Here is a 19,402-nt window from a genome sequence, read left to right as displayed (position 1 = left end):
CGTCATGCTCCTTTAATCTTTCACAAGGGATTTCAGCCCGGTCTGAAACCGGATTTCCGTCCCGTCGCATTCGGCGAGAATGGTGCCCATCTCGTCGGTCCGATAAATGGTTACGCCCGCGCGGTTGAGCTTCTGCATGGTTTCCCGGTGCGGGTGGCCGTAGTCGTTATCCAGTCCGCAGGAAATTACCGCGTATTTGGGCTGGACCGCCTGTAATAAGGCGTCGCAGGTGGAGGTGGAACTGCCGTGATGGCCGCATTTGAGTACGTCGCTTTGCAGATTGTAGCCCAGTGCCACCATCTCTTCTTCGCTGTCCTCCTCCGCGTCGCCGGTGAAGAGGAAGCTTTTTTCGCCGCAGGTCAGCTTTGCCGCGATGGAATAGCTGTTCAGCCCGCTGTAGGAATCGCTGTTGGGCGCGAGGAATTCCAGCGTTACGCCCTCTTCCTCCAGGACGGTCATGCCGCCCTTGCCCTGTGTGATTTGCAGGCCTTTGCCGGAAATCGCGGTCAGCAGCCGTTCATAGGTTTTGGTGGTGGGCGTCTGGCTGTCCGCCACCCTGGGGAGATAGACGTCCCCGATTTCAAACGCATTGACCACCTCGTCCATGCCGCCGATGTGATCCTCGTGCGGATGCGTGGCGATCAGCTTGTCGATTTTTTGAATCCCCATGCTTTGTATGTACGCAACCAGCTCGTCGCCGGTCGCATTGGTTCCCGCGTCGATCAGGATGGTTTCGCCGCCCGGCGTGCGGATCAGTTCGCAGTCGCCCTGGCCGACGTCGACATAGAAGACAGAGGTGGAACCCTCCGGGATGACGGGGATGCCCTGTGTGCCGTCCAGCGTGCTCCAGCGGGCGCGCAGGCCGCCGACCGCCGCCGTCAGAATCGCGGCGATAATCACCAGATACGCGGGGTAGCGGGAGCGGGGGGAACGTTTTGTCCGGCTCATCGTCCTGCCTCCTCTGCAACGGAATTCGCGGCGACGATGTCCCGCACCAGCAGGGCCAGGTCGTCCATTGTCTCCAGCGTGCCGGCGCGGCGGCGGAACGCCGCGGCCCCGCGCATGCCCTTCAGATACCAGCCCACGTGCTTGCGGGCTTCCCGCATGCCGTGGCGCTCGTCTTTATAGGCGCAGAGGCGCTGAATGTGTTTGACCATGACGGACATGCGCTCGTACAGGCCCGGGCCGGGCAGAATGCGGCAGGAATCCGTCAGATAAGCGTTGATCTGCTGGAAAATCCACGGGTTGCCCAGCGCGCCGCGGCCGATCATCACGAGGTCGCAGCCGGTTTCATTCAGCATTTTCACCGCGTCCTGCACGGTGTAAACGTCGCCGTTGCCCATTACGGGGACGCTTACAGCCTCCTTGACCTGCCGGATGATCTCCCAGTCGGCGGGCGGCTCGTACATCTGATCCCGTGTGCGCCCATGTACCGCGATGGCGTCCGCGCCCGCATCTTCGCAGATTTTGGCGACTTCCACGGCGTTGACGGACGCTTTGTCCCAGCCTTTGCGGATTTTTACGGTGACCGGCACGGGCACAGCCGCTTTGACCGCCGCGACGATCTCGCCGCAGAGAGACGGGGTTTTCATCAGCGCGCTGCCGGAGCCGTTGCCCGCCACTTTGGGGACGGGACAGCCCATGTTGATGTCGATGGCGTCCGGATGGTATGCCATCGCCTTTTTGGCGGCCTGCGCCATCACAGCGGGATCGTCCCCGAAGAGCTGGATGCCCGCGGGGCGTTCCGCTTCGCCCAGGTCCATCAAAAAGCCGGTCTTTTTGTCGTTGAACTGCAGCGCTTTGGAGCTGACCATCTCGCTGACGACGTAGCCGGCGCCGAAGCCCGCGCAGATTTCGCGGTAGGCCCGGTCCGTTACGCCGGCCATCGGTGCGAGTACCGCGCGGCCGTCCAGTTCCATATTTCCAATTTTAATCATTTTGTGACTCCGTATTCCTTGAACATCCTGTTGAATAGTTTCATCACCAACTATATTTTAGCCGCAATGTGGCAAAGAGTCAATAGGATGTGCAATAAAAATAGTGATGGTCCCCATACATTTGAAAAGTTTCTGAACCGGTGGGGAATAGATGACATTATACCACTTATCTTTCCACTAGAAAAGTGATATAATAAAACAATCTATCGATATAGGACAGGAGAACCAATATGAAATTGCTTGTTTTAGACGGCAACAGCATTCTGAACCGCGCGTTTTACGGAATCCGCTTGCTGACCACAAAAGAGGGCCTGTACACCAACGGTATCTACGGCTTTCTGACCATGCTGCAGAAGCTGAAAAACGAGACGGAGCCGGACGCGGTCGCCATCGCATTTGACATGCGCGCGCCGACCTTCCGCCATAAGGAATATGCGGGCTATAAGGCGCAGCGCAAGGGCATGCCGGAGGAGCTGGCCCAGCAGCTGCCGAATTTGAAAGAGCTGCTGCGGCTGCTGGGATACCGGCTGGTGGAGTGCGAGGGCTTTGAGGCCGACGACATTTTGGGCACGCTGGCGGCCAAATGTACGGAGACGGGCGACGAATGCGTGATCGCCACCGGGGACCGCGATAGCCTGCAGTTGGTGAACAGCCGCGTCACCGTGCGCCTTGCCGCAACAAAGATGGGACAGCCGCAGGTGACGCTGTACGACGAGGCGAAAATCATGGAGGACTACGGCGTGACCCCGCCGCAGCTCATCGATATCAAAGCCATTCAGGGCGACAGTTCGGACAATATCCCCGGCGTGGCGGGCATCGGCCCCAAGGGCGCGGGGGAGCTGATCCAGAAGTTCCACGACCTGGACTATATCTACGACCATGTGGAGACGCTGGAAATCAAGGAGGGCATGCGGCAGAAGCTCATCAGGGACCGCGACAACGCCTTTTTAAGCCGGCATCTGGGCACAATCCGCACGGATGCGCCGGTGGACACAGAGTTGGCGGATTACATCCCCACGGAAGGCGACCGCGACGCGGCGGTGCGTCTGATGGCAAAGCTGGAATTCTTCTCTTTGATTGAAAAGATGGGCTTGCAGATTCCGCCGCCGCAGGAACAGCAGATGGAGGAGCAGAAGGCCGTGGAGCTGGTGCAGGGCGCGCCGGACGATCTGCTGGACCGCCTGCGCAAGGCGGGCCGCGCGGACTTTCTGGTGCGGTATGAAGGGGAGAACATTGCCGCCGTCTGCCTGAACCACGGCGGGACGCTGTATGAGATCACGGACCCGTCCTTTCTCTCCGCCTTGTGTAAAGAAGATAAAATTAAGATCAATACCCACGACAGTAAGCCGTTTTACGCGGCGATGGACCGCGTGGGCGTTACGGAATGCGCCGGCGGCGCGTTCGATACCCTGCTGGCGGCGTATCTGCTGAATCCGTCTGCTTCCGGATACGATGTGACGCGTCTGGCGCAGGAATATAATCTGCCGATTGTTCTGCCGGAGACCGGAGAAACGCCCAAACGCGGAGATACGGAGGGATTGCGGAAGCAGCAGGAGGCAATCCTGCGCAGCCAGGCCGCGGTTTTCCCGGCGCTTGTGGACAAGCTGGCGGCGGAGATTGCAAAAAACGACCAGACAGAGCTGCTGGAAACCATCGAGCTGCCGTTGGCCCGTGTGCTGGCGCACATGGAAACCATCGGGTTCGATGTGGATGCAAAGGGCATCGAACAGTTCGGGGAGACGCTGCAAACGGAAATCGACCGCATCCAGGCGGAAATAACCAGCGCCGTCGGCTATGAATTCAACATCAACAGCCCAAAGCAGCTCGGCGAAGCGCTGTTTGACAAGCTGGGCCTGCCGCATGGCAAAAAGACGAAGACCGGCTATTCCACCCGGGCGGACATTCTGGAGAGCCTGCAATACGAGCATCCGGCGGTGGAGATGATCCTCAATTACCGCAGTCTGACGAAGCTGAAATCCACCTACTGCGACGGGCTGTCCAAGGTCATCGCGGAGGATGGGCGCATCCATTCCAGCTTTAACCAGACGGAGACGCGCACAGGGCGCATTAGCTCCACGGAGCCGAATTTGCAGAATATCCCGGTCCGCACGGAGCTGGGCCGCGAAATGCGCCGTTTCTTTGTGGCAAAGGAAGGCTGCGTGCTGGTGGACGCGGACTATTCGCAGATCGAACTGCGCGTACTGGCGCATGTGGCGGACGATCAAAACATGATCGAGGCGTTCAAGAGCGAAGATGATATTCACCGCATCACGGCGGCGCAGGTGTTCCATATGCCGGAGGAAATGGTCACGCCGATGATGCGCAGCCGCGCCAAAGCGGTCAATTTCGGCATCGTGTACGGCATCGGGGCGTTCTCGCTGGCAAAGAATATCAACGTCTCCCGCAAGGAGGCGGAACAGTATATCCATGATTACCTGGCGCACTACAACGGCGTGGACGACTATATGAAGCGTATCGTCGCACAGGCAAAGGAACAGGGCTATGTGGAAACGATGTTTGGGCGCAGGCGCTACCTGCCGGAACTGGCGTCTTCCAATTTCAACACGCGGTCCTTCGGCGAGCGCGTGGCGCGCAACATGCCGATCCAGGGCGCGGCGGCGGACATTATCAAAATTGCGATGATCCGCGTGGAGGAACGTTTGAAAAAGGAGAACATGAAGTCCCGCCTGATTTTGCAGGTACACGACGAATTGATCGTCGAAGCCCCGGAGGACGAGGCGGAAAAAGCCGCGCGCCTTCTCACAGAAGAAATGCAGAACGCCGCCCAGCTTTCCGTTCCCCTGATTGCCGACGCAGGCGTCGGCAAAACCTGGTATGACGCAAAATCCTGACCTGCGGTCGGGACGGTCTGCAAAATGGTGCATAGAAAATTCAATCCTGCAAAGTGCGGGATGAAAAGCACCAACTCCCTTGTAGTATCTAAGCCGACAATAACATTTAAAATAAAAGGAAAACGCAAAGACCAAAGCTCCGCCGGCAATGAAACGCACGCCGGTAGCCCTGAGCAACTCAGGTATACGGGGGATACCGGGGGTGAAGGGGGGCGCGAGTCGTACCTATCCGGAGCCCAGCTCTCACGCCCCCCTTCGCGTGCTTTTGCTTACTTTTGTGGCAAGACGAAAAGTAAGTGCCGCCCGGCATGAGGGCAAATCTGCGGTTTTTGCACGCTTTTGCAAAAGCGTAATAGGTTGTATGATTGCACGTGCAATTAATTGTTTTAGATATTTAATTAAGAAGTATATGTTGCCTGCGCAACGATATATAAGACTATGTAATGCAGTAAAACAGAAGTTTTAAAAGAAATGTTGTTTGTGCAACAAAAAGAACTCCATCACTTTGTGAAAAAATTTTATTTTGCTTTTTGAAAGCAAAGAATGTCATTGCTTCCGCAATGTAAAATTTGTTTTACTTTTTTAAAGTAAAAAGTCTTTGCTGTCGCTTTTCAAAGCGACGAAAACCCCCGGCGAAAGCCGGGGAACCAAAGAAAAGCCCCAGAGGCAGCTCCCTGCCTCGTAAAGGACCCTATCACTCGTTCCCACTCGCTCTTCTCAGGAAGAGAGTTCCGCTCCTTGCGAGGAGCGGCAAAGGGCGCTGCCCTTTGATCCTGCCACCTTTTGGAAAGGTGGATAAATACGTTTTAGTCATCACCTATAAGGTGAAAAACAACCGTCGCCGGAGGCGCGAGTTGCCCGCGGGTCCCGCTTTTCTGAAAAGCGAGAAAACGCGATTTTGGGAGGCCAAACCATGTTTATCTGTCCCGTCTGCAAACAGCCGTTATTTCAAACGGAAAAAACCAGCCGCTGCCCGCAGGGCCACAGCTACGACATTGCGTCCGAAGGATACGTCTACCTTCTGCCGCCCAATAAGAAGCATTCCAAAGACCCCGGCGATAACAGGCAGATGGTCGCCGCGCGGCGGTCGTTCCTGGAAACCGGCGCGTATCAGCCGTTCAGCGATACCCTGAATCAATTGGCGGTGCGCCTGATGCAGGACGTTCCCAACCCCGTAGTCCTGGACGCCGGCTGCGGCGAAGGGTATTATACCGGACGGCTTGCGGAGGCGTTCCAACAGAAGGCGGACGTATATGGGTTCGATATTTCCAAATGTGCGGTGCGCGCCGCCGCTAAACGGTACAAGTCCCTGCATTTCGCGGTGGGCAGCAGCTTCGGTATCCCGTTTGCCGACGCGGGCGCGGATCTGCTCGTCAATGTGTTTGCGCCCATCGTGCCGGAAGAAATGAAACGCGTGGTGCGTCCCGGCGGCGCTCTGATCCTGGCGGTGCCGGGCGAGCGCCATCTCTATGGCCTGAAGGAAATCCTGTACGACGCGCCCTATGAAAACGAATGTAAGGATACGCAATATCCCGGGTTCACTTTTTTGGAACGCGCCGTCGTACAGGGGCGGTATACCACAACGGACAACCAGCAGATGCTGAACCTGTTTGCCATGACCCCCTACTACTGGAAAACCGGCGTGGAGGGTGGGGCGCGTCTGCGCCAAACAGAAAAGCTGGACACGGAAATCTGTTTTCATTTCCTTACATACCGGCGCGATACCGATCAAATGGAAGGATGATGCGTATGAAAAAGAGAGAAGAAAGAATCACCCGGCCGGAACTGGAAAACATGGCGTTTCTGTTTTTGGTAACAGCGGCCGCGTTTTTGATGCGGTTGTATCTGTTCCCTATTGAGTCGAATGACTACCACCAGTTTTTACAGGGCTGGTTTGCAACATTAAAAGAAAACGGCGGGTTTGCCGCGATCGGCATGAAGATCGGCGACTACATGCCGCCTTATTTTTACATATTGGCGTTTCTGACGTACATCCCGCTGAACGACCTGTTTTTAATCAAAATCGTTTCCTGTCTGGCGGATCTGGCGCTCGCGTTTTATGTCATGCGCATCGTGGAGCTGAAATATCCCGGGCGTTCCCATGGGGCGATGGCCTATGCGGCGATCCTGTTTCTGCCTACGGTGTTCCTGAACTCCGCGGCGTGGGCGCAATGCGATGCGATGTTCACCGGCGCGCTGGTTGCCTGCCTGTACTATCTGCTGGTCAAACGCCCCAACCGGGCGGTACTGGCGTTTTCCATCGCGTTTGTGCTGAAGCTGCAGGCGATTTTCTTTGCGCCGTTCCTTCTGCTTCTGTTCCTGAAGCAAAAGGTCAAGCTGCGCAGTATGATTTTGATTCCGGCTGTATATTTGCTTTCAATTATACCTGCTGTAATTATGGGGCGTGATTTATGGGACCTTTTGACGGTCTATGTCGCCCAGTCCGGCATCTATAAAAGTATCTGTATGTCCATCCCGAACCTGTACGCATTCTTGGGCAACGTCGCGCTGGACGAGGTCGGCAAGGCGGGTGTGATCTTTGCAGGCGGCGTTGTGCTGATGACGCTGTTTGTACTCTTTAAAAAGCGGTATGTGTTCACGCCGGAGATATTGGTCACAATGGGGCTGCTCTTTGCGATCCTGATGCCGTTTGTCCTGCCGCACATGCACGAGCGGTATTATTATCTGGCGGATATACTTAGCGTAATATACGTGTTCTATTTTCCGAAAAAGCTCTACACAGCGGTCATCGTGTGCGTTTCTTCCGCCTGCGCGGTGGGCAACTATCTGTTTGGTCTGGCGTACTACCCGCAGCAGCTGTTTGCAATTGCTATTTTGATCAATCTGATTCTGTTGTTTAAACATCTGCTGGAGCTGCTGGACCGCAGCCCGGTACAGGAACCGTTGGAGGCCGCAGTATGAGCGCGGTGCAAATCGTCCCGATGGAGGAACGGCACCTGGACGCTCTGGCGGAGATCAGCCGTCTTTGCTTCTCTATGCCGTGGACGCGGGACGGCCTCGCGGCGGAGCTGGCCAGCGATACCGCCCATTTTTGGACGGCAGAGGCAGGAGGCGACTGCGTCGGCTTTGCGGGGATGCACGCCGTCTGCGGGGAATGCTATGTCGATCTGGTGGCGGTCCATCCGGCGCACCGGAGGAAGGGGATCGCCCAACAGCTGGTCCGGACGATGATCGGCTGGATGGAGCAAAGCGGCGGTGCGTTCATTACCCTGGAAGTACGCGTTTCCAATCAGCCTGCCATCGCGCTGTATGAAAAGCTGGGCTTTGCGGAGGTTGGACGCCGAAAGGGCTTTTACACGGACAACCATGAGGATGCGTTGCTGCTGACGCGGAACGCACAAATTTGATGGGGTAAAGGGGAAAACAGCATGAAACTTTTGGCACTGGAAAGTTCCTGCGACGAGACGGCGGCCGCCGTGGTGGAGGACGGGCGGCGCGTTTTGTCCTCCGTGATCGCATCGCAGGTGGAAGAACATAAACTATACGGCGGCGTGGTGCCGGAAATTGCGTCCCGGCGGCATTCGGAGGCCATTGTGCCGGTGACGCAGAAGGCGCTGGACGACGCCGGCCTGACGCTGCGGGAGGTCGACGGAATTGCCGTTACCTATGCGCCGGGATTGATCGGCGCGCTGCTGGTAGGGGTCAATTTTGCGAAAGGGCTGGCGCTCTCCGCGAATAAACCGCTGATACCGGTCCATCATCTCCGCTCGCATATCGCGGCGAACTATATCACCTCGCCGGCGCTGGAGCCGCCGTTCCTGTGCCTGGTGGTCTCCGGCGGGCACACCCATATCATAAATGTAAAGGGCTATACGGAGCTGGAGGTCATCGGCCGCACGCGGGACGATGCGGCGGGCGAAGCGTTCGACAAAGCGGCGCGCGCAATGGGCATCCCGTATCCCGGCGGCGTGGAAATGGACAAGATTGCGGAGGGCGGCAGCCCGGACGCTTTCAAGCTGCCGCATCCGCGTGTAGACGGCGCTCCGTACGATTTCAGCTTTTCCGGGCTCAAAACAGCGGTCATCAACCTGATTCACAATGCGAAGCAGAAGGAGGAGACGCTTTCCGTCCCGGACCTGTCCGCATCCTTTCGGAAGGCGGTGGTGGACTGCCTGGTGCAGAATACGGAGAAGGCCGCACGGGAGACCGGGGCGCAGAAGCTGGTGATCGCGGGCGGCGTGTCCGCTAATTCCCTTCTGCGCCGCCGTTTGCAGGAGGTCTGCAAAGCGCGCGGCTGGGCGTTTTATATGCCGGCGCTGCCTCTCTGCGGGGACAACGCGGCGATGGTCGGCGCGCAGGGCTACTACGAATTCCTGGCGGGAAATACGGCGGGGATGGACCTGAATGCCTGCGCCCAAATGCCCATCCAGGGACCCAAAGCATTGTAAATTGGTAGGATTTGTTCAGGAAATGAAAGAAAGACGACAAATCCCTGCAAAATTCTAAAAATTGAGCAGGAAATTCATAATTTATCAATTGATATTCTTCAAACAATGTACTATAATGAAATTCAGTAACGTGATTTGGCCATTGGGCCGGAAGGAGAAAACTTTATGACAAAGAACGAATCCGTCTTAAATTGGATTGAAAACATGAAACAGCTTGTCAAACCGGATCAGGTTGTCTGGATTGACGGTTCCGAGGAGCAGCTCAACCAGCTCCGCGCGGAGGCCTGCTCCACCGGAGAAATGATTAAGCTGAATGAGGAAAAGCTCCCGGGCTGCTACCTGCATCGCACCGCTGTCAACGACGTTGCGCGCGTGGAAGGCAGAACCTTCATCTGCTCCCGCAAGGAAGAGGATGCAGGCCCGACCAACCACTGGATGGACCCGCAGGACGCTTACAAAATGCTGTTTGATATTGCAAAGGACAGCTATCAGGGCCGCACCATGTACGTCATCCCGTACTCCATGGGCCCGATCGGTTCTCCGTTTGCCAAGATTGGCGTGGAGCTGACCGACTCCATCTATGTTGTCATGAACATGAGCATCATGGCGCGCGTCGGCAATGCGGTCTGGGATGTCCTGGGCGACAGCAACGACTGGGTGCGCGGCCTGCACTGCAAGTGCCAGATCGACGAAGAAAAGCGCTACATCTGCCACTTCCCGGAGGACAACACGATCATTTCCGTTAACTCCGGTTACGGCGGAAACGTGCTGCTGGGCAAGAAGTGCTTTGCACTGCGCATCGCGTCCTATCAGGGCAAGACCGAGGGCTGGATGGCGGAGCATATGCTCATCCTGGGCCTTGAGAATCCGAAGGGCGAAGTCAAATACATCACCGCTGCGTTCCCGTCCGCTTGCGGTAAGACCAACCTTGCCATGCTGATTCCGCCGGAAGGCTACAAGAGCAAGGGCTATAAAGTATGGACCGTCGGCGACGACATCGCCTGGATGCGCAAGGGTCCGGACGGCCGCCTGTGGGCGATCAACCCGGAGAACGGCTTCTTCGGCGTGGCGCCGGGCACCAACCTGAAGTCCAACCCGAATGCGCTGTACACCACCAAGGAAGGCACCATCTTCACCAATGTAGTACACAATCTGGACGACAACACCGTTTGGTGGGAAGGCCTGGACAAGAATCCGCCTGAGAATGCAAAGAACTGGAAGGGCGAGCCGTGGAACGGCAAGACCGCGACCGATAAGGGCGCGCATCCGAACAGCCGCTTCACCGCTCCGGCGAAGAACTGCCCCTGCATCAGCTCTGAGTTTGAGAACGGCGCGGGCGTGCCGATCTCCGCAATCGTCTTCGGCGGCCGCCGTGCGCAGACCACTCCGCTGGTGTACCAGTCCCGCGATTGGAACAACGGTGTGTTTGTCGGTTCCATCATGGCTTCCGAGACCACTGCTGCTGCGACCGGCGCGGTCGGCGTAGTCCGCCGCGACCCGATGGCGATGCTGCCGTTCTGTGGTTATCATATGGGCGATTACTTCAAGCATTGGATCGAGATGGGCAAAGAACTGGGCGACAAGGCTCCGAAGATCTTCAACGTCAACTGGTTCCGTCTGGATGACGAAGGCAACTTCATTTGGCCGGGCTTTGGCGACAACCTCCGCGTTCTCGAGTGGATCATCAAGCGCTGCGACGGCGAAGTGGATGCACAGGAGACTGCGATCGGCTATGTCCCGTATGCGGAAGACATCAACCTGGAAGGCCTCGACTTCAGCATGGATACGCTGAAGAGCATCCTGGAAGTTAAGAACGACCAGTGGGCAAAAGAGGCGGAAGGCATCGAAGAGTTCTACACGAAGTTTGGCGACAGACTTCCGCAGGAGCTCCGCAACCAGCTTGAGACGCTGAAGGCCAACCTGAAATAAGCATTCTTTTGATAAGTTCGGGCGCTCCGGTTGATCCGGAGCGCCTTTTTGTATCTTCTTGCGGCTTGAATTGACACAATATGCCCCACGTGCTATACTGAAAAAAATAAAAAATGGAACTGACCTGAAAAGGAGCAGCATATGATTTGTAACCGTTGTGGATTTGATAATCCGCAGGATGTGCGTTATTGCAAGCAGTGCGGTGCGGACCTGTCCGCGCAGGCGCCTTCTGCGCCGCCGCCCTACCAGCCGCAGCCGAACCAGTGGAACCCGCCGCCCCCCAACTATTATGTGCAGCCGTCCTATCCCGCTTATATGGAGGTGATCTCGCCTTCCAGCCGCTGGGTGGCGCTGATCCTCTGTATCTTTCTGGGTACGCTGGGCATTCATCGCTTTTATGTGGGCAAGATCGGTACCGGTATCCTGTACCTGTTGACCGGCGGCGCGTTTGGAATCGGCTGGATTGTGGATATTATCATGATTGCGTGTGGCAGCTTCACAGACTCCTACGGCGCGCAGCTCAAGCAATAGAACAGAGAAAAAGCCCGGTTCTGCAGGGAATCCGGGCTTGCTTTTCTATAAAGGATATGGTATAATATTACACGTTGCAAATCCGGGTGTAGCGCAGTTTTGGTAGCGCGCTTGAATGGGGTTCAAGAGGCCGCAGGTTCGACTCCTGTCACTCGGACCAAGGGTAAGTCCTATAAGGACTTACCCTTTTTATATATTGACAAACTTTTTTATTTCTTTTATACTTGTAACAGCCGAAACAGTTCCTTACAGTAAATTGGAGATGGCCTGATAATTCTGACGATGACAGGCTTTTTCCTTAGTGTAGTATTGAAAGGGGTTGGTGAAATGGAGTTTTATATAAGTCTGTTGGAGAATTATTTCACCATAGTTTCAGCCGTTTCCGCTTCTGGGTCTAACCTACTGATGAGTTGGTGAAATTCCAACGAAAAGCATAGAGCTTCAGCACTTTTTCTTAAGCCCTATGCGTACACTCCGACTGAAAATTTTGTTGGAAAGGAAGGGGTAATAAACAAATGCAAAAAATTGTTTATATCAGCAACAGCAGAGACTATACTGAGCAAAAAGATATTAACGAAAATAAATATCTTATACGCATAAATAAGTTGTTGGAAGAAGGATGGACAGTTTCTCAAATGGATTCGCATACTGTTGAAGTTGATCCTAAGCTTGAAAACTACCTTCACAAAGAAACATTTGTATCGTTTGTTATCCTTGAGAAACCCGAGTAATCGGGGATAAGCTAAACGCTTTATCTCCAAATCCTATAATTACACACCGAACAACTTGGAGAGGCTGCCGACGTTTGTCGGCGGCCTTTTGCTATACTTGTATTCGTGTTAGTTTCATAAATGAAAGAGATCAAAGTATCGTCATTACACTGAAAAGTGAAGTTGAAAAACAGGATTTAAAATAGCGGGAATCGTAAGAACATGATTAATGGTAAGTTGTGTTTATTTTGCAAATGCGAGTTTGGGCTTTTTGTATTTTAATACCTCCATGAAACAATAATTGATTACACAAGGTGAAACATCAAAATAATTATCCGATCCTCTTTGTGAAAATCACTTTTTCGCTTGTTGACTCAAAAATAAAAAAATGATATGATGATTTTGTTGATTTTTACAAAGAGGAGTGATCTTATGGCAAGGGAAATACAGGAAATAAAATCCCTTATTCGAGAGAAAAACATTCAAATGGTTGATTTTAAAATGGTCGATATCAATGGGCAATATCGGCATGTGACCATACCGGCGGAGAATTTGTCCGCCGATACGATGCAGTACGGCATCGGGTTTGACGCTTCCAATTACGGATACGCCGTGGTTGAGAAAAGCGATATGGTTTTCATCCCTGACCTGGATACGGCTGTCGTCGATCCCTTCTGCCAGATTCCAACGCTTTCAATGACCGGCAACGCCATGGTCATTGATAATCCGGAAAACCGTCCTCTGACCCAGTATCCGCGCAATATCGTTTTGGCCGCCGAGCAGTATATGAAAGACAGCGGCATTGCCGATACCATGCTGATCCTTCCCGAATTTGAATTCTACTTGTTTGACCAGGTGGGCTGGGAAGTGCAGCCCAACAGCGTCGGCGTTACCATGGACGCCCAGCAGTCCTACTGGAACAGCGCGGTGGAAGGGAAGGGCTGCGTCATCCCCAAACAGAAGGCGTATCATATTGCCAAGCCCTTTGACCAGTCCTATGAGTGCCGCAGTGAGATGTGCCTGCTGATGAAAGAGGCCGGCATCGAGATCAATTATCATCATCCGGAGGTCGCGGCTTCGGGCCAGTTTGAGATTGAGCCCCAGCTGGGCCAGATGTCCAAGATGGCCGACGCCACAATGATGATTAAATATATTGTCCATAATACCGCCTTAAAGTATGGAAAGACGGCTACGTTTATGCCCAAGCCGATCTTCGGCGAGGCAGGCAGCGGGATGCATGTACATATGCTGTTGATGAAAGACGGGCAGCCTGTTTTCTCGGACGATGGCGGCTACGCGCATTTGAGCGAGACGGCTCACTATTTTATGGGGGGACTGTTACAGCACATCCATTCGCTGTGTGCGCTCACCAATCCCAGCACGAACTCCTTTAAGAGATTGGTGCCCGGATTTGAAGCGCCCGTCACCGTGGGCTACGCCACTTCAAACCGCAGTGCGGTCATCCGGATTCCGGCCTATGCGAAGAGCCCTGACAAACGCCGCTTTGAGCTTCGCAATCCCGACGCAACCTGCAATCCCTATTTCTGTTACGCCGCGATTTTGATGGCGGGCCTGGATGGCGTCAAAAACAAAATCGACCCGCATGAAAACGGCTGGGGGCCCTATGATGTAAACCTATATACGCTTTCCGATGAAGAAAAAGCAAAGCTGAAAAGCCTGCCCGTCTCTCTTGATGCGGCCCTCGACGCCCTGGAGGCGGACCACGGTTATCTGACGGCGGGCAGCGTGTTCCCAGAGGAGCTTCTCAGGAATTTTATAAAGTCCAAGCGTGAAGAGTGCCGCCAGATCGCCTCGATCCCGCATCCCGCGGAGTTTGAAAAATATTATAATATCTGATCGTAAGGAAACGGAGTTCGGACAGATTCAAACTCCATTCAGAACGTACATTAGAAAGACCGCTGATTCTTATCGGCGGTCTTTTGGTTTTTCACGCGTTTTAGTGAATCCTATTATGATGTACAAAGATGACGCCAACAGATTTTGCAGAAAAGCTTTCTTTCCTCCGGCCGCGTATGTTATAATTTCATATCGAATAAAATCATACAGGAACCAAAATCAGTTTTAGATAGATTGTCCGTCCTGCAACAAGAGTATAGAAAGAGGTGTTATGTGAGCAGAACAAAACTTCCATTATTAAAACAAAACCGGACCATTCTCTCAGAAAAGCTGAAAGAATCCCTGTCGTCGGTGCTGCCGGTGACAGGTATCGTCTTTTTGCTTTGCTTTACCATTTCCCCGGTCCCGAACGGCCTGCTGATGGGGTTCGTCCTGGGGGCGCTGCTGCTGATCCTCGGCATGGGCTTTTTTACACTGGGTACCGATATGGCGATGACGCCCATCGGCACCCATGTTGGTTCCGCCGTCACCAAATCCCGCAGCGTGTGGCTGATTGTGCTGGTGAGCCTGTTGGTGGGAATCTTCATCACCATGTCCGAGCCGGATCTGCAGGTGTTGGCCGAGCAGGTGCCCGGTATCCCCAACATGACCCTGATTCTCGCGGTTGCGGTTGGCGTCGGCGTCTTCCTTGTGGTCGCCATGCTGCGCATGCTGTTCCGTATCAAACTGTCCTATCTGCTGATCGGGGTCTATGCGTTTGTATTTCTGTTGGCCCAGTTTGTTCCAAGGGAGTTTCTCTCTGTCGCGTTTGACTCCGGCGGCGTCACCACCGGTCCCATGACGGTGCCGTTCATCATGGCGCTGGGCGTCGGCGTCGCTGCTATCCGGAGCGACAGTGACGCGGAAAACGACAGCTTCGGCCTGGTCGCCCTGTGCTCCGTCGGCCCGATCATTGCCGTGCTGATCCTGGGAATCCTGTACAGCGCCGGTACGGGCGAGTATATCCCCGTGACGATTCCGGAAATCGCCGATTCCAGGGAGCTTTCCCAGCTGTTTTTATCCTCCCTGCCCAAGTACGTGGAGGAAGTCGCGATCGCGCTTTGTCCCATTCTGGCGTTTTTTATCCTGTTCCAGATGACAAAGCTCCATCTGAAAAAGGGGGAGCTGATAAAAATATGTGTCGGCCTTGTCTATACATATGTCGGCCTGGTGCTGTTTCTCACCGGCGTCAACGTCGGTTTCATGCCCGTGGGCAACTATATCGGGCAGCTCATCGGCAGCATGGAGCACAGCTGGATCATTGTGCCGATCGGTATGGTCATCGGATATTTCATTGTAGCGGCGGAGCCGGCTGTCCATGTGCTGAATCGGCAGGTGGTTACCATTACCGCCGGGGCGATTCCCAAAAAAGCCTTGTCCACCAGCCTCTCGATCGGTGTTTCCATTTCGGTGGGGCTTGCCATGCTGCGGATTGTCACCGGTCTGCCGATCCTGTACCTGCTGGTACCCGGTTATCTGATCGCCGGGGTTCTTACGTTTTTCTCTCCCGCGCTGTTTACCGCCATTGCATTTGACTCCGGCGGCGTGGCTTCCGGCCCCATGACGGCGACCTTTCTTTTGCCGCTGGCGATGGGAACCTGCAGCGGCGTGGGCGGAAATGTAGTGGTGGACGCGTTCGGCGTAGTGGCGATGGTGGCCATGACGCCGCTGATTACCATTCAGGTGCTGGGCGTATATTACAAATACAAGTCAGAAGACACGGAAACGACGGAAGACACACCCGCCCTCCCGGAAGAGGACGACGTCATCACGTTTTAAAGAGGAGACATCATGAGCAATATGTACTATTTGGTTACGGTAGCCAAACGGGAATACGGAGAAGCCTTCCAGCAATATTTTTATGACAACGGAATCCATACGATGACAGCCGTCCTATGTGAGGGGACCGCACAGAAGAAAACCCTGGACCGTTTGGGAATCGAAAAAACAGAGAAGGTGATGATCTCCTCCGTGGTTTCCGGGACGCTGGCGGCGAAAATGCTGCGGGGGCTGATGCGTACCATGCAGATCGATGTGCCGGGCAATGGAATTGCGTTTACCATCCCGTTGCGGAGCGCGGCGAATTCCGGCAGCCTGCAATATTTGACCCACGGACAAAATACAGAACAAAATGAGGTGACGGAAATGGAAGAAACCCGCTTTTCCCTGGTGGTGGTCATTGTGCAGAGGGGCCATACCGAGGAGGTGATGGACGCGGCGCGCAGCGCCAACGCTGGCGGCGGCACCATCGTGCATGCCAAAGGGGTTGGAGAAAAGAGCGCTACACCGTTTTTCGGGGTGTCCATCGCTTCGGAACAGGAACTGATTTACATTGTCGCGAAGCAGAAGGATGAAAAGAACATCATGCGCGCCATCATGGAACAGGCCGGTTCCAAAAGAGAGCGCGTGGCGGCGGCGTTCTCCCTGCCGGTCAACCATGTTGTGGGTCTGCGCAGCCTGACGGATGAATAAAGCGCATGGACAAGTTGGATAGGCGGCAAAATGATTAAAATGTAAAAAACGGAACCCGGAGCGCGGATCCGCGCTCCGGGTTCCGCAATATGCGGGATTGTTTGCAGGGATTCCATGTGGTCAAGGAGAACGGTTTAAAGGCCCTGTTTTTTGCCATCGAGCACCATACAGGCAAGGTCCAAAGCGTTCTTTGCGTGATCGACCTCCGCCTGCGTATGGCTGACCTTGTGCAAAATCTGCTCGGCGTTTACCAGCGCATGGTCCAGCGCCGCCCTCTTTATATCGCATTCATAGAGGTACGCGTCCGTCTGTTTGATAGACTCCGCAGCGGCGATGGAAGTCTCCAACGCGGCGGTATGGACAGGCGCTGCACCGTTTAAAGCCGCCATTGCCGTGTCAAGAGCGGCCTTTGCGTGGTCGGCTTCCTTTTGCGTCGGCGCGGTTTTATGGACCGCCTGTTGGGCCGCCTGCAACGCGACGTCCAGAGCGGCCTTCTGGTCCGCGCCGCCGTAGAGATAGGCCGCGGCGCTTTTTGCGGCTTCGGCGGCGGTAATGGAATTCCGCAGAGCGGTCAGGTTTGTGGGCTGGCCGTTTAAGGCGTTCGTTGCGGTTTGCAGTGCGTTTGCCGCGCCGGTGATTTCCGCAGCAGCGGCGGAGGGCTGCTTCAGCAGGCGTTCCGCATTTGCCAGAGCGCGGTCGAACGCGTCCCTGGTGGATGCATTGTAGTATTTGGGCAGTTCCATCACTTTTTTGGCGTCGTTGACCGCCTTTTGCAGCGGAAGCCTGCTTTCGTGGCCGTCCACGGTAAAAGCCTTTAAACAGATATTGGCGGGTGTGACGATGCTCCTGCCGGATTTGCCCTGCTGCAGATCGCCGTAATCGGCAAGGTCCAGCCATTCGCCGCCGTTAAAGCTGATGAAGCTTTCACCGGGGCGGATGGAGGCGTCGCAGCGCACCCCGTCGCAGTAGCCGTCCAGCTCGCACGCAACGGGATAAATCGCTGATGCGTACCGGGCGCGGTTGTCCGCGTCAGGGTTCTGAATTTTTACCACGACCGCAAATTTTTCTCCCTTTTTCACGTTGACCGGAAGCTCCAGAGGGACGGTATGGTAGCCCGCGTAAGGCTGCGTCCCCTTCTGTTCTTCAGAAAAGGCCGGCGTACCGCTGGCCGGGTCGCCTGCAAATTTCAGATCCGTGTAAACCTGAATGGAATAGACCGCATGGTGCGCGGTGGTGTAAAACGCCGTGGCCTGAATGGTTTCATCGCCGGTGGCGGTAAAGACGTTGGACATATAGACCGGTTTGGTCGGATTGCCTGTTGCGCCTACCGTGGTGCTCCAGCCGGCGCCGTCGTATTGATAATTGTGGTCATATGGTTGGTCGGCGGAAGCGATGAACTGACAGGTTTCGGATAGGGAGCTGTCCTCATAGGAGAGATAGAAGCACCCGTCCATGCCCCAATTTTCGCCCCAGCTGTTCCGGATCAGCCAGCCGCCGTCGCCTGTTGGCAGTCTGCCAGACGTGGCGCGAAACGCCTCTTTGGGAATCTGATCGTTCCAGCCCACAATTTGTACCGCATGGTTGATGTTTACCCGGTTCGGCCCGTTGTACTGCTGGGCGATGATCACAGAGCCGTCGCTGAGCGGATAGTCGTTATAGGAGCCGGATGCGTAAGAGACGGATACGCTGTATCCATCCATCAGGGCTTTTTTGACTGCATCGCCATTCCAGTTTCCGTTGAGATCTTTCGTCGGCAGGTAGTTGCTCTCTACCAGCCGGTAAGGCGCTGTAAAATGATAGCCCTCTGCAACGTCGCCGTATTCCTGCAGGTAATCATCTTTCAGCGCCGGGGTTCCGTAGGAATCCAGTTTGGAAGAGTCAAAAAAGTCGTAGCGTTCCGGATAGGGAACGGCAGCGTCGGTCTGAAACCCAATGCGGGACAGAGTGGCGTTGGCCATAAAGGAGTTCCCACCGTATTCGTACCACGGATGCCACCGGCCCGCTGTTTCGCTGGCATTGAATGCATAGGGATGGAAGGTGTCGCCGTCCGTCCTGTCCTCCGGCAGGGCTGGATTCGCCGTGCCGTGGTAGGTAAAATAGGCCAGGTGGCGCGGGGAAAGCGTTGTTTGATCGTTCGGATAGAGGGAAGACTCCGCCGCGCCAACCGCGGCGAAAGCCCAGCAGGTTCCCCAGTTGGTCTGGTTGCGTACCGTGCCTGTTACCATTCCGTTGTCTGGAACGCTGAAAGCGCCGGGGAATCCAGTTTCCGCCTGTGCAGGCGTTTCCGAGAAGGTTCCCTCCCGCAGGTAGGACGGGTCGATGTAGGGATGCACGTAACCCAAAGACCCGCTGTGATCCGTTGGTTTGTCCCCGGTTTGGACGGAAGATTCCATCGCCGCGGGATTGATTTCACTCATGGCGAGGCTTGCCGCCAGAGCTTCCTTTGCAGGCTGCCCGCTGGCAGAGACGCCGGCGCTCCCAAAGGTACAGACCAGCAGGGACAGCGCCACCAGCAGAGACAGCACTTTACCGCCCCGTATTACATTTATTTTCAATTGTTTTCCACTCCTTCAGTGTTGCAAGGCACGTGATAGAACGGCCTGTTCTTCCTGTACCTAGATATGCGCCGATGCAAGGTTTTGTCAAATTTCACCAAGTAGTTATTT

General features: G+C 55.0%; 14 protein-coding genes and 1 tRNA gene. 12 read left to right on the top strand and 3 right to left on the bottom strand.

Translation table 11 applies throughout. From position 1 onward, the window contains the following. Positions 1–12: 12 nt before the first annotated feature. On the bottom strand, positions 13–948 hold the full coding sequence (locus I4V53_RS10105; protein ID WP_195985568.1) for a ComEC/Rec2 family competence protein: 936 nt from the start codon (positions 946–948) through the stop codon (positions 13–15). Next, entirely contained in the window at positions 945–1,937 is a 993-nt protein-coding gene (dusB, locus tag I4V53_RS10100) for a tRNA dihydrouridine synthase DusB (RefSeq protein ID WP_195985567.1), read from the bottom strand. Before dusB ends, I4V53_RS10105 begins: the two co-directional genes overlap by 4 nt. A 230-nt stretch (positions 1,938–2,167) precedes the next feature. Between dusB and polA the strand changes: the two genes are divergently transcribed. From polA to I4V53_RS10040, 12 genes are all read left to right on the top strand, one after another. Further along, complete coding sequence (polA, locus tag I4V53_RS10095) at positions 2,168–4,789, top strand: DNA polymerase I (RefSeq protein WP_195985566.1); 2,622 nt, start codon at positions 2,168–2,170, stop codon at positions 4,787–4,789. A 913-nt stretch (positions 4,790–5,702) separates the two neighbouring features. Beyond that, positions 5,703–6,533: a putative RNA methyltransferase gene (locus I4V53_RS10090; protein WP_195985565.1), complete on the top strand. Its 831-nt coding sequence runs from the start codon at positions 5,703–5,705 to the stop codon at positions 6,531–6,533. A gap of 5 nt (positions 6,534–6,538) precedes the next feature. After that, positions 6,539–7,711, top strand: coding sequence for a putative hexosyltransferase (locus tag I4V53_RS10085; RefSeq protein WP_195985564.1), 1,173 nt, complete (start codon positions 6,539–6,541; stop codon positions 7,709–7,711). Next, on the top strand, positions 7,708–8,157 hold the full coding sequence (rimI, locus tag I4V53_RS10080; protein ID WP_195985563.1) for a ribosomal protein S18-alanine N-acetyltransferase: 450 nt from the start codon (positions 7,708–7,710) through the stop codon (positions 8,155–8,157). Before I4V53_RS10085 ends, rimI begins: the two co-directional genes overlap by 4 nt. 21 nt (positions 8,158–8,178) lie before the next feature. Further along, complete coding sequence (gene tsaD / locus I4V53_RS10075) at positions 8,179–9,198, top strand: tRNA (adenosine(37)-N6)-threonylcarbamoyltransferase complex transferase subunit TsaD (protein WP_195985562.1); 1,020 nt, start codon at positions 8,179–8,181, stop codon at positions 9,196–9,198. Positions 9,199–9,363: 165 nt separating this feature from the next. Beyond that, positions 9,364–11,127, top strand: coding sequence for a phosphoenolpyruvate carboxykinase (GTP) (locus I4V53_RS10070; RefSeq protein ID WP_195985561.1), 1,764 nt, complete (start codon positions 9,364–9,366; stop codon positions 11,125–11,127). Positions 11,128–11,268: 141 nt separating this feature from the next. Continuing rightward, positions 11,269–11,658 carry an NINE protein gene (locus tag I4V53_RS10065; RefSeq protein WP_195985560.1) on the top strand — a complete coding sequence of 130 codons (390 nt, stop codon included), beginning with the start codon at positions 11,269–11,271 and terminating at the stop codon, positions 11,656–11,658. Positions 11,659–11,740: 82 nt separating this feature from the next. Further along, positions 11,741–11,818 (top strand) — tRNA-Pro (locus tag I4V53_RS10060). 355 nt (positions 11,819–12,173) lie between these two features. Then, on the top strand, positions 12,174–12,389 hold the full coding sequence (locus tag I4V53_RS10055; protein ID WP_195985559.1) for a hypothetical protein: 216 nt from the start codon (positions 12,174–12,176) through the stop codon (positions 12,387–12,389). Between the two features lie 411 nt (positions 12,390–12,800). Continuing rightward, positions 12,801–14,225, top strand: coding sequence for a type I glutamate--ammonia ligase (glnA, locus tag I4V53_RS10050; RefSeq protein ID WP_195985558.1), 1,425 nt, complete (start codon positions 12,801–12,803; stop codon positions 14,223–14,225). A gap of 273 nt (positions 14,226–14,498) precedes the next feature. Further along, complete coding sequence (locus I4V53_RS10045; protein ID WP_195985557.1) at positions 14,499–16,043, top strand: DUF1538 domain-containing protein; 1,545 nt, start codon at positions 14,499–14,501, stop codon at positions 16,041–16,043. Positions 16,044–16,055: 12 nt separating this feature from the next. Beyond that, on the top strand, positions 16,056–16,736 hold the full coding sequence (locus I4V53_RS10040) for a P-II family nitrogen regulator (protein ID WP_195985556.1): 681 nt from the start codon (positions 16,056–16,058) through the stop codon (positions 16,734–16,736). Between the two features lie 134 nt (positions 16,737–16,870). Here the strand turns inward: I4V53_RS10040 and I4V53_RS10035 are convergent, their stop codons facing one another. Beyond that, complete coding sequence (locus tag I4V53_RS10035; RefSeq protein WP_195985555.1) at positions 16,871–19,291, bottom strand: lectin like domain-containing protein; 2,421 nt, start codon at positions 19,289–19,291, stop codon at positions 16,871–16,873. Positions 19,292–19,402: the final 111 nt, after the last annotated feature.

It is taken from the genome of Clostridium sp. D33t1_170424_F3, assembly GCF_015667585.1.
Lineage (GTDB): Bacteria > Bacillota > Clostridia > Oscillospirales > Acutalibacteraceae > Anaeromassilibacillus.
Note: the sequence above shows the minus strand (reverse complement) of the source record. Positions and strands in the feature narration are given on the sequence as shown.

Coding starts and splice junctions, on each gene's coding strand:
- I4V53_RS10105 (WP_195985568.1), bottom strand. CDS start 948: ATGAGCCGGACAAAACGTTCCCCCCGCTCCCGCTACCCCGCGTATCTG.
- dusB (WP_195985567.1), bottom strand. CDS start 1,937: ATGATTAAAATTGGAAATATGGAACTGGACGGCCGCGCGGTACTCGCA.
- polA (WP_195985566.1), top strand. CDS start 2,168: ATGAAATTGCTTGTTTTAGACGGCAACAGCATTCTGAACCGCGCGTTT.
- I4V53_RS10090 (WP_195985565.1), top strand. CDS start 5,703: ATGTTTATCTGTCCCGTCTGCAAACAGCCGTTATTTCAAACGGAAAAA.
- I4V53_RS10085 (WP_195985564.1), top strand. CDS start 6,539: ATGAAAAAGAGAGAAGAAAGAATCACCCGGCCGGAACTGGAAAACATG.
- rimI (WP_195985563.1), top strand. CDS start 7,708: ATGAGCGCGGTGCAAATCGTCCCGATGGAGGAACGGCACCTGGACGCT.
- tsaD (WP_195985562.1), top strand. CDS start 8,179: ATGAAACTTTTGGCACTGGAAAGTTCCTGCGACGAGACGGCGGCCGCC.
- I4V53_RS10070 (WP_195985561.1), top strand. CDS start 9,364: ATGACAAAGAACGAATCCGTCTTAAATTGGATTGAAAACATGAAACAG.
- I4V53_RS10065 (WP_195985560.1), top strand. CDS start 11,269: ATGATTTGTAACCGTTGTGGATTTGATAATCCGCAGGATGTGCGTTAT.
- I4V53_RS10055 (WP_195985559.1), top strand. CDS start 12,174: ATGCAAAAAATTGTTTATATCAGCAACAGCAGAGACTATACTGAGCAA.
- glnA (WP_195985558.1), top strand. CDS start 12,801: ATGGCAAGGGAAATACAGGAAATAAAATCCCTTATTCGAGAGAAAAAC.
- I4V53_RS10040 (WP_195985556.1), top strand. CDS start 16,056: ATGAGCAATATGTACTATTTGGTTACGGTAGCCAAACGGGAATACGGA.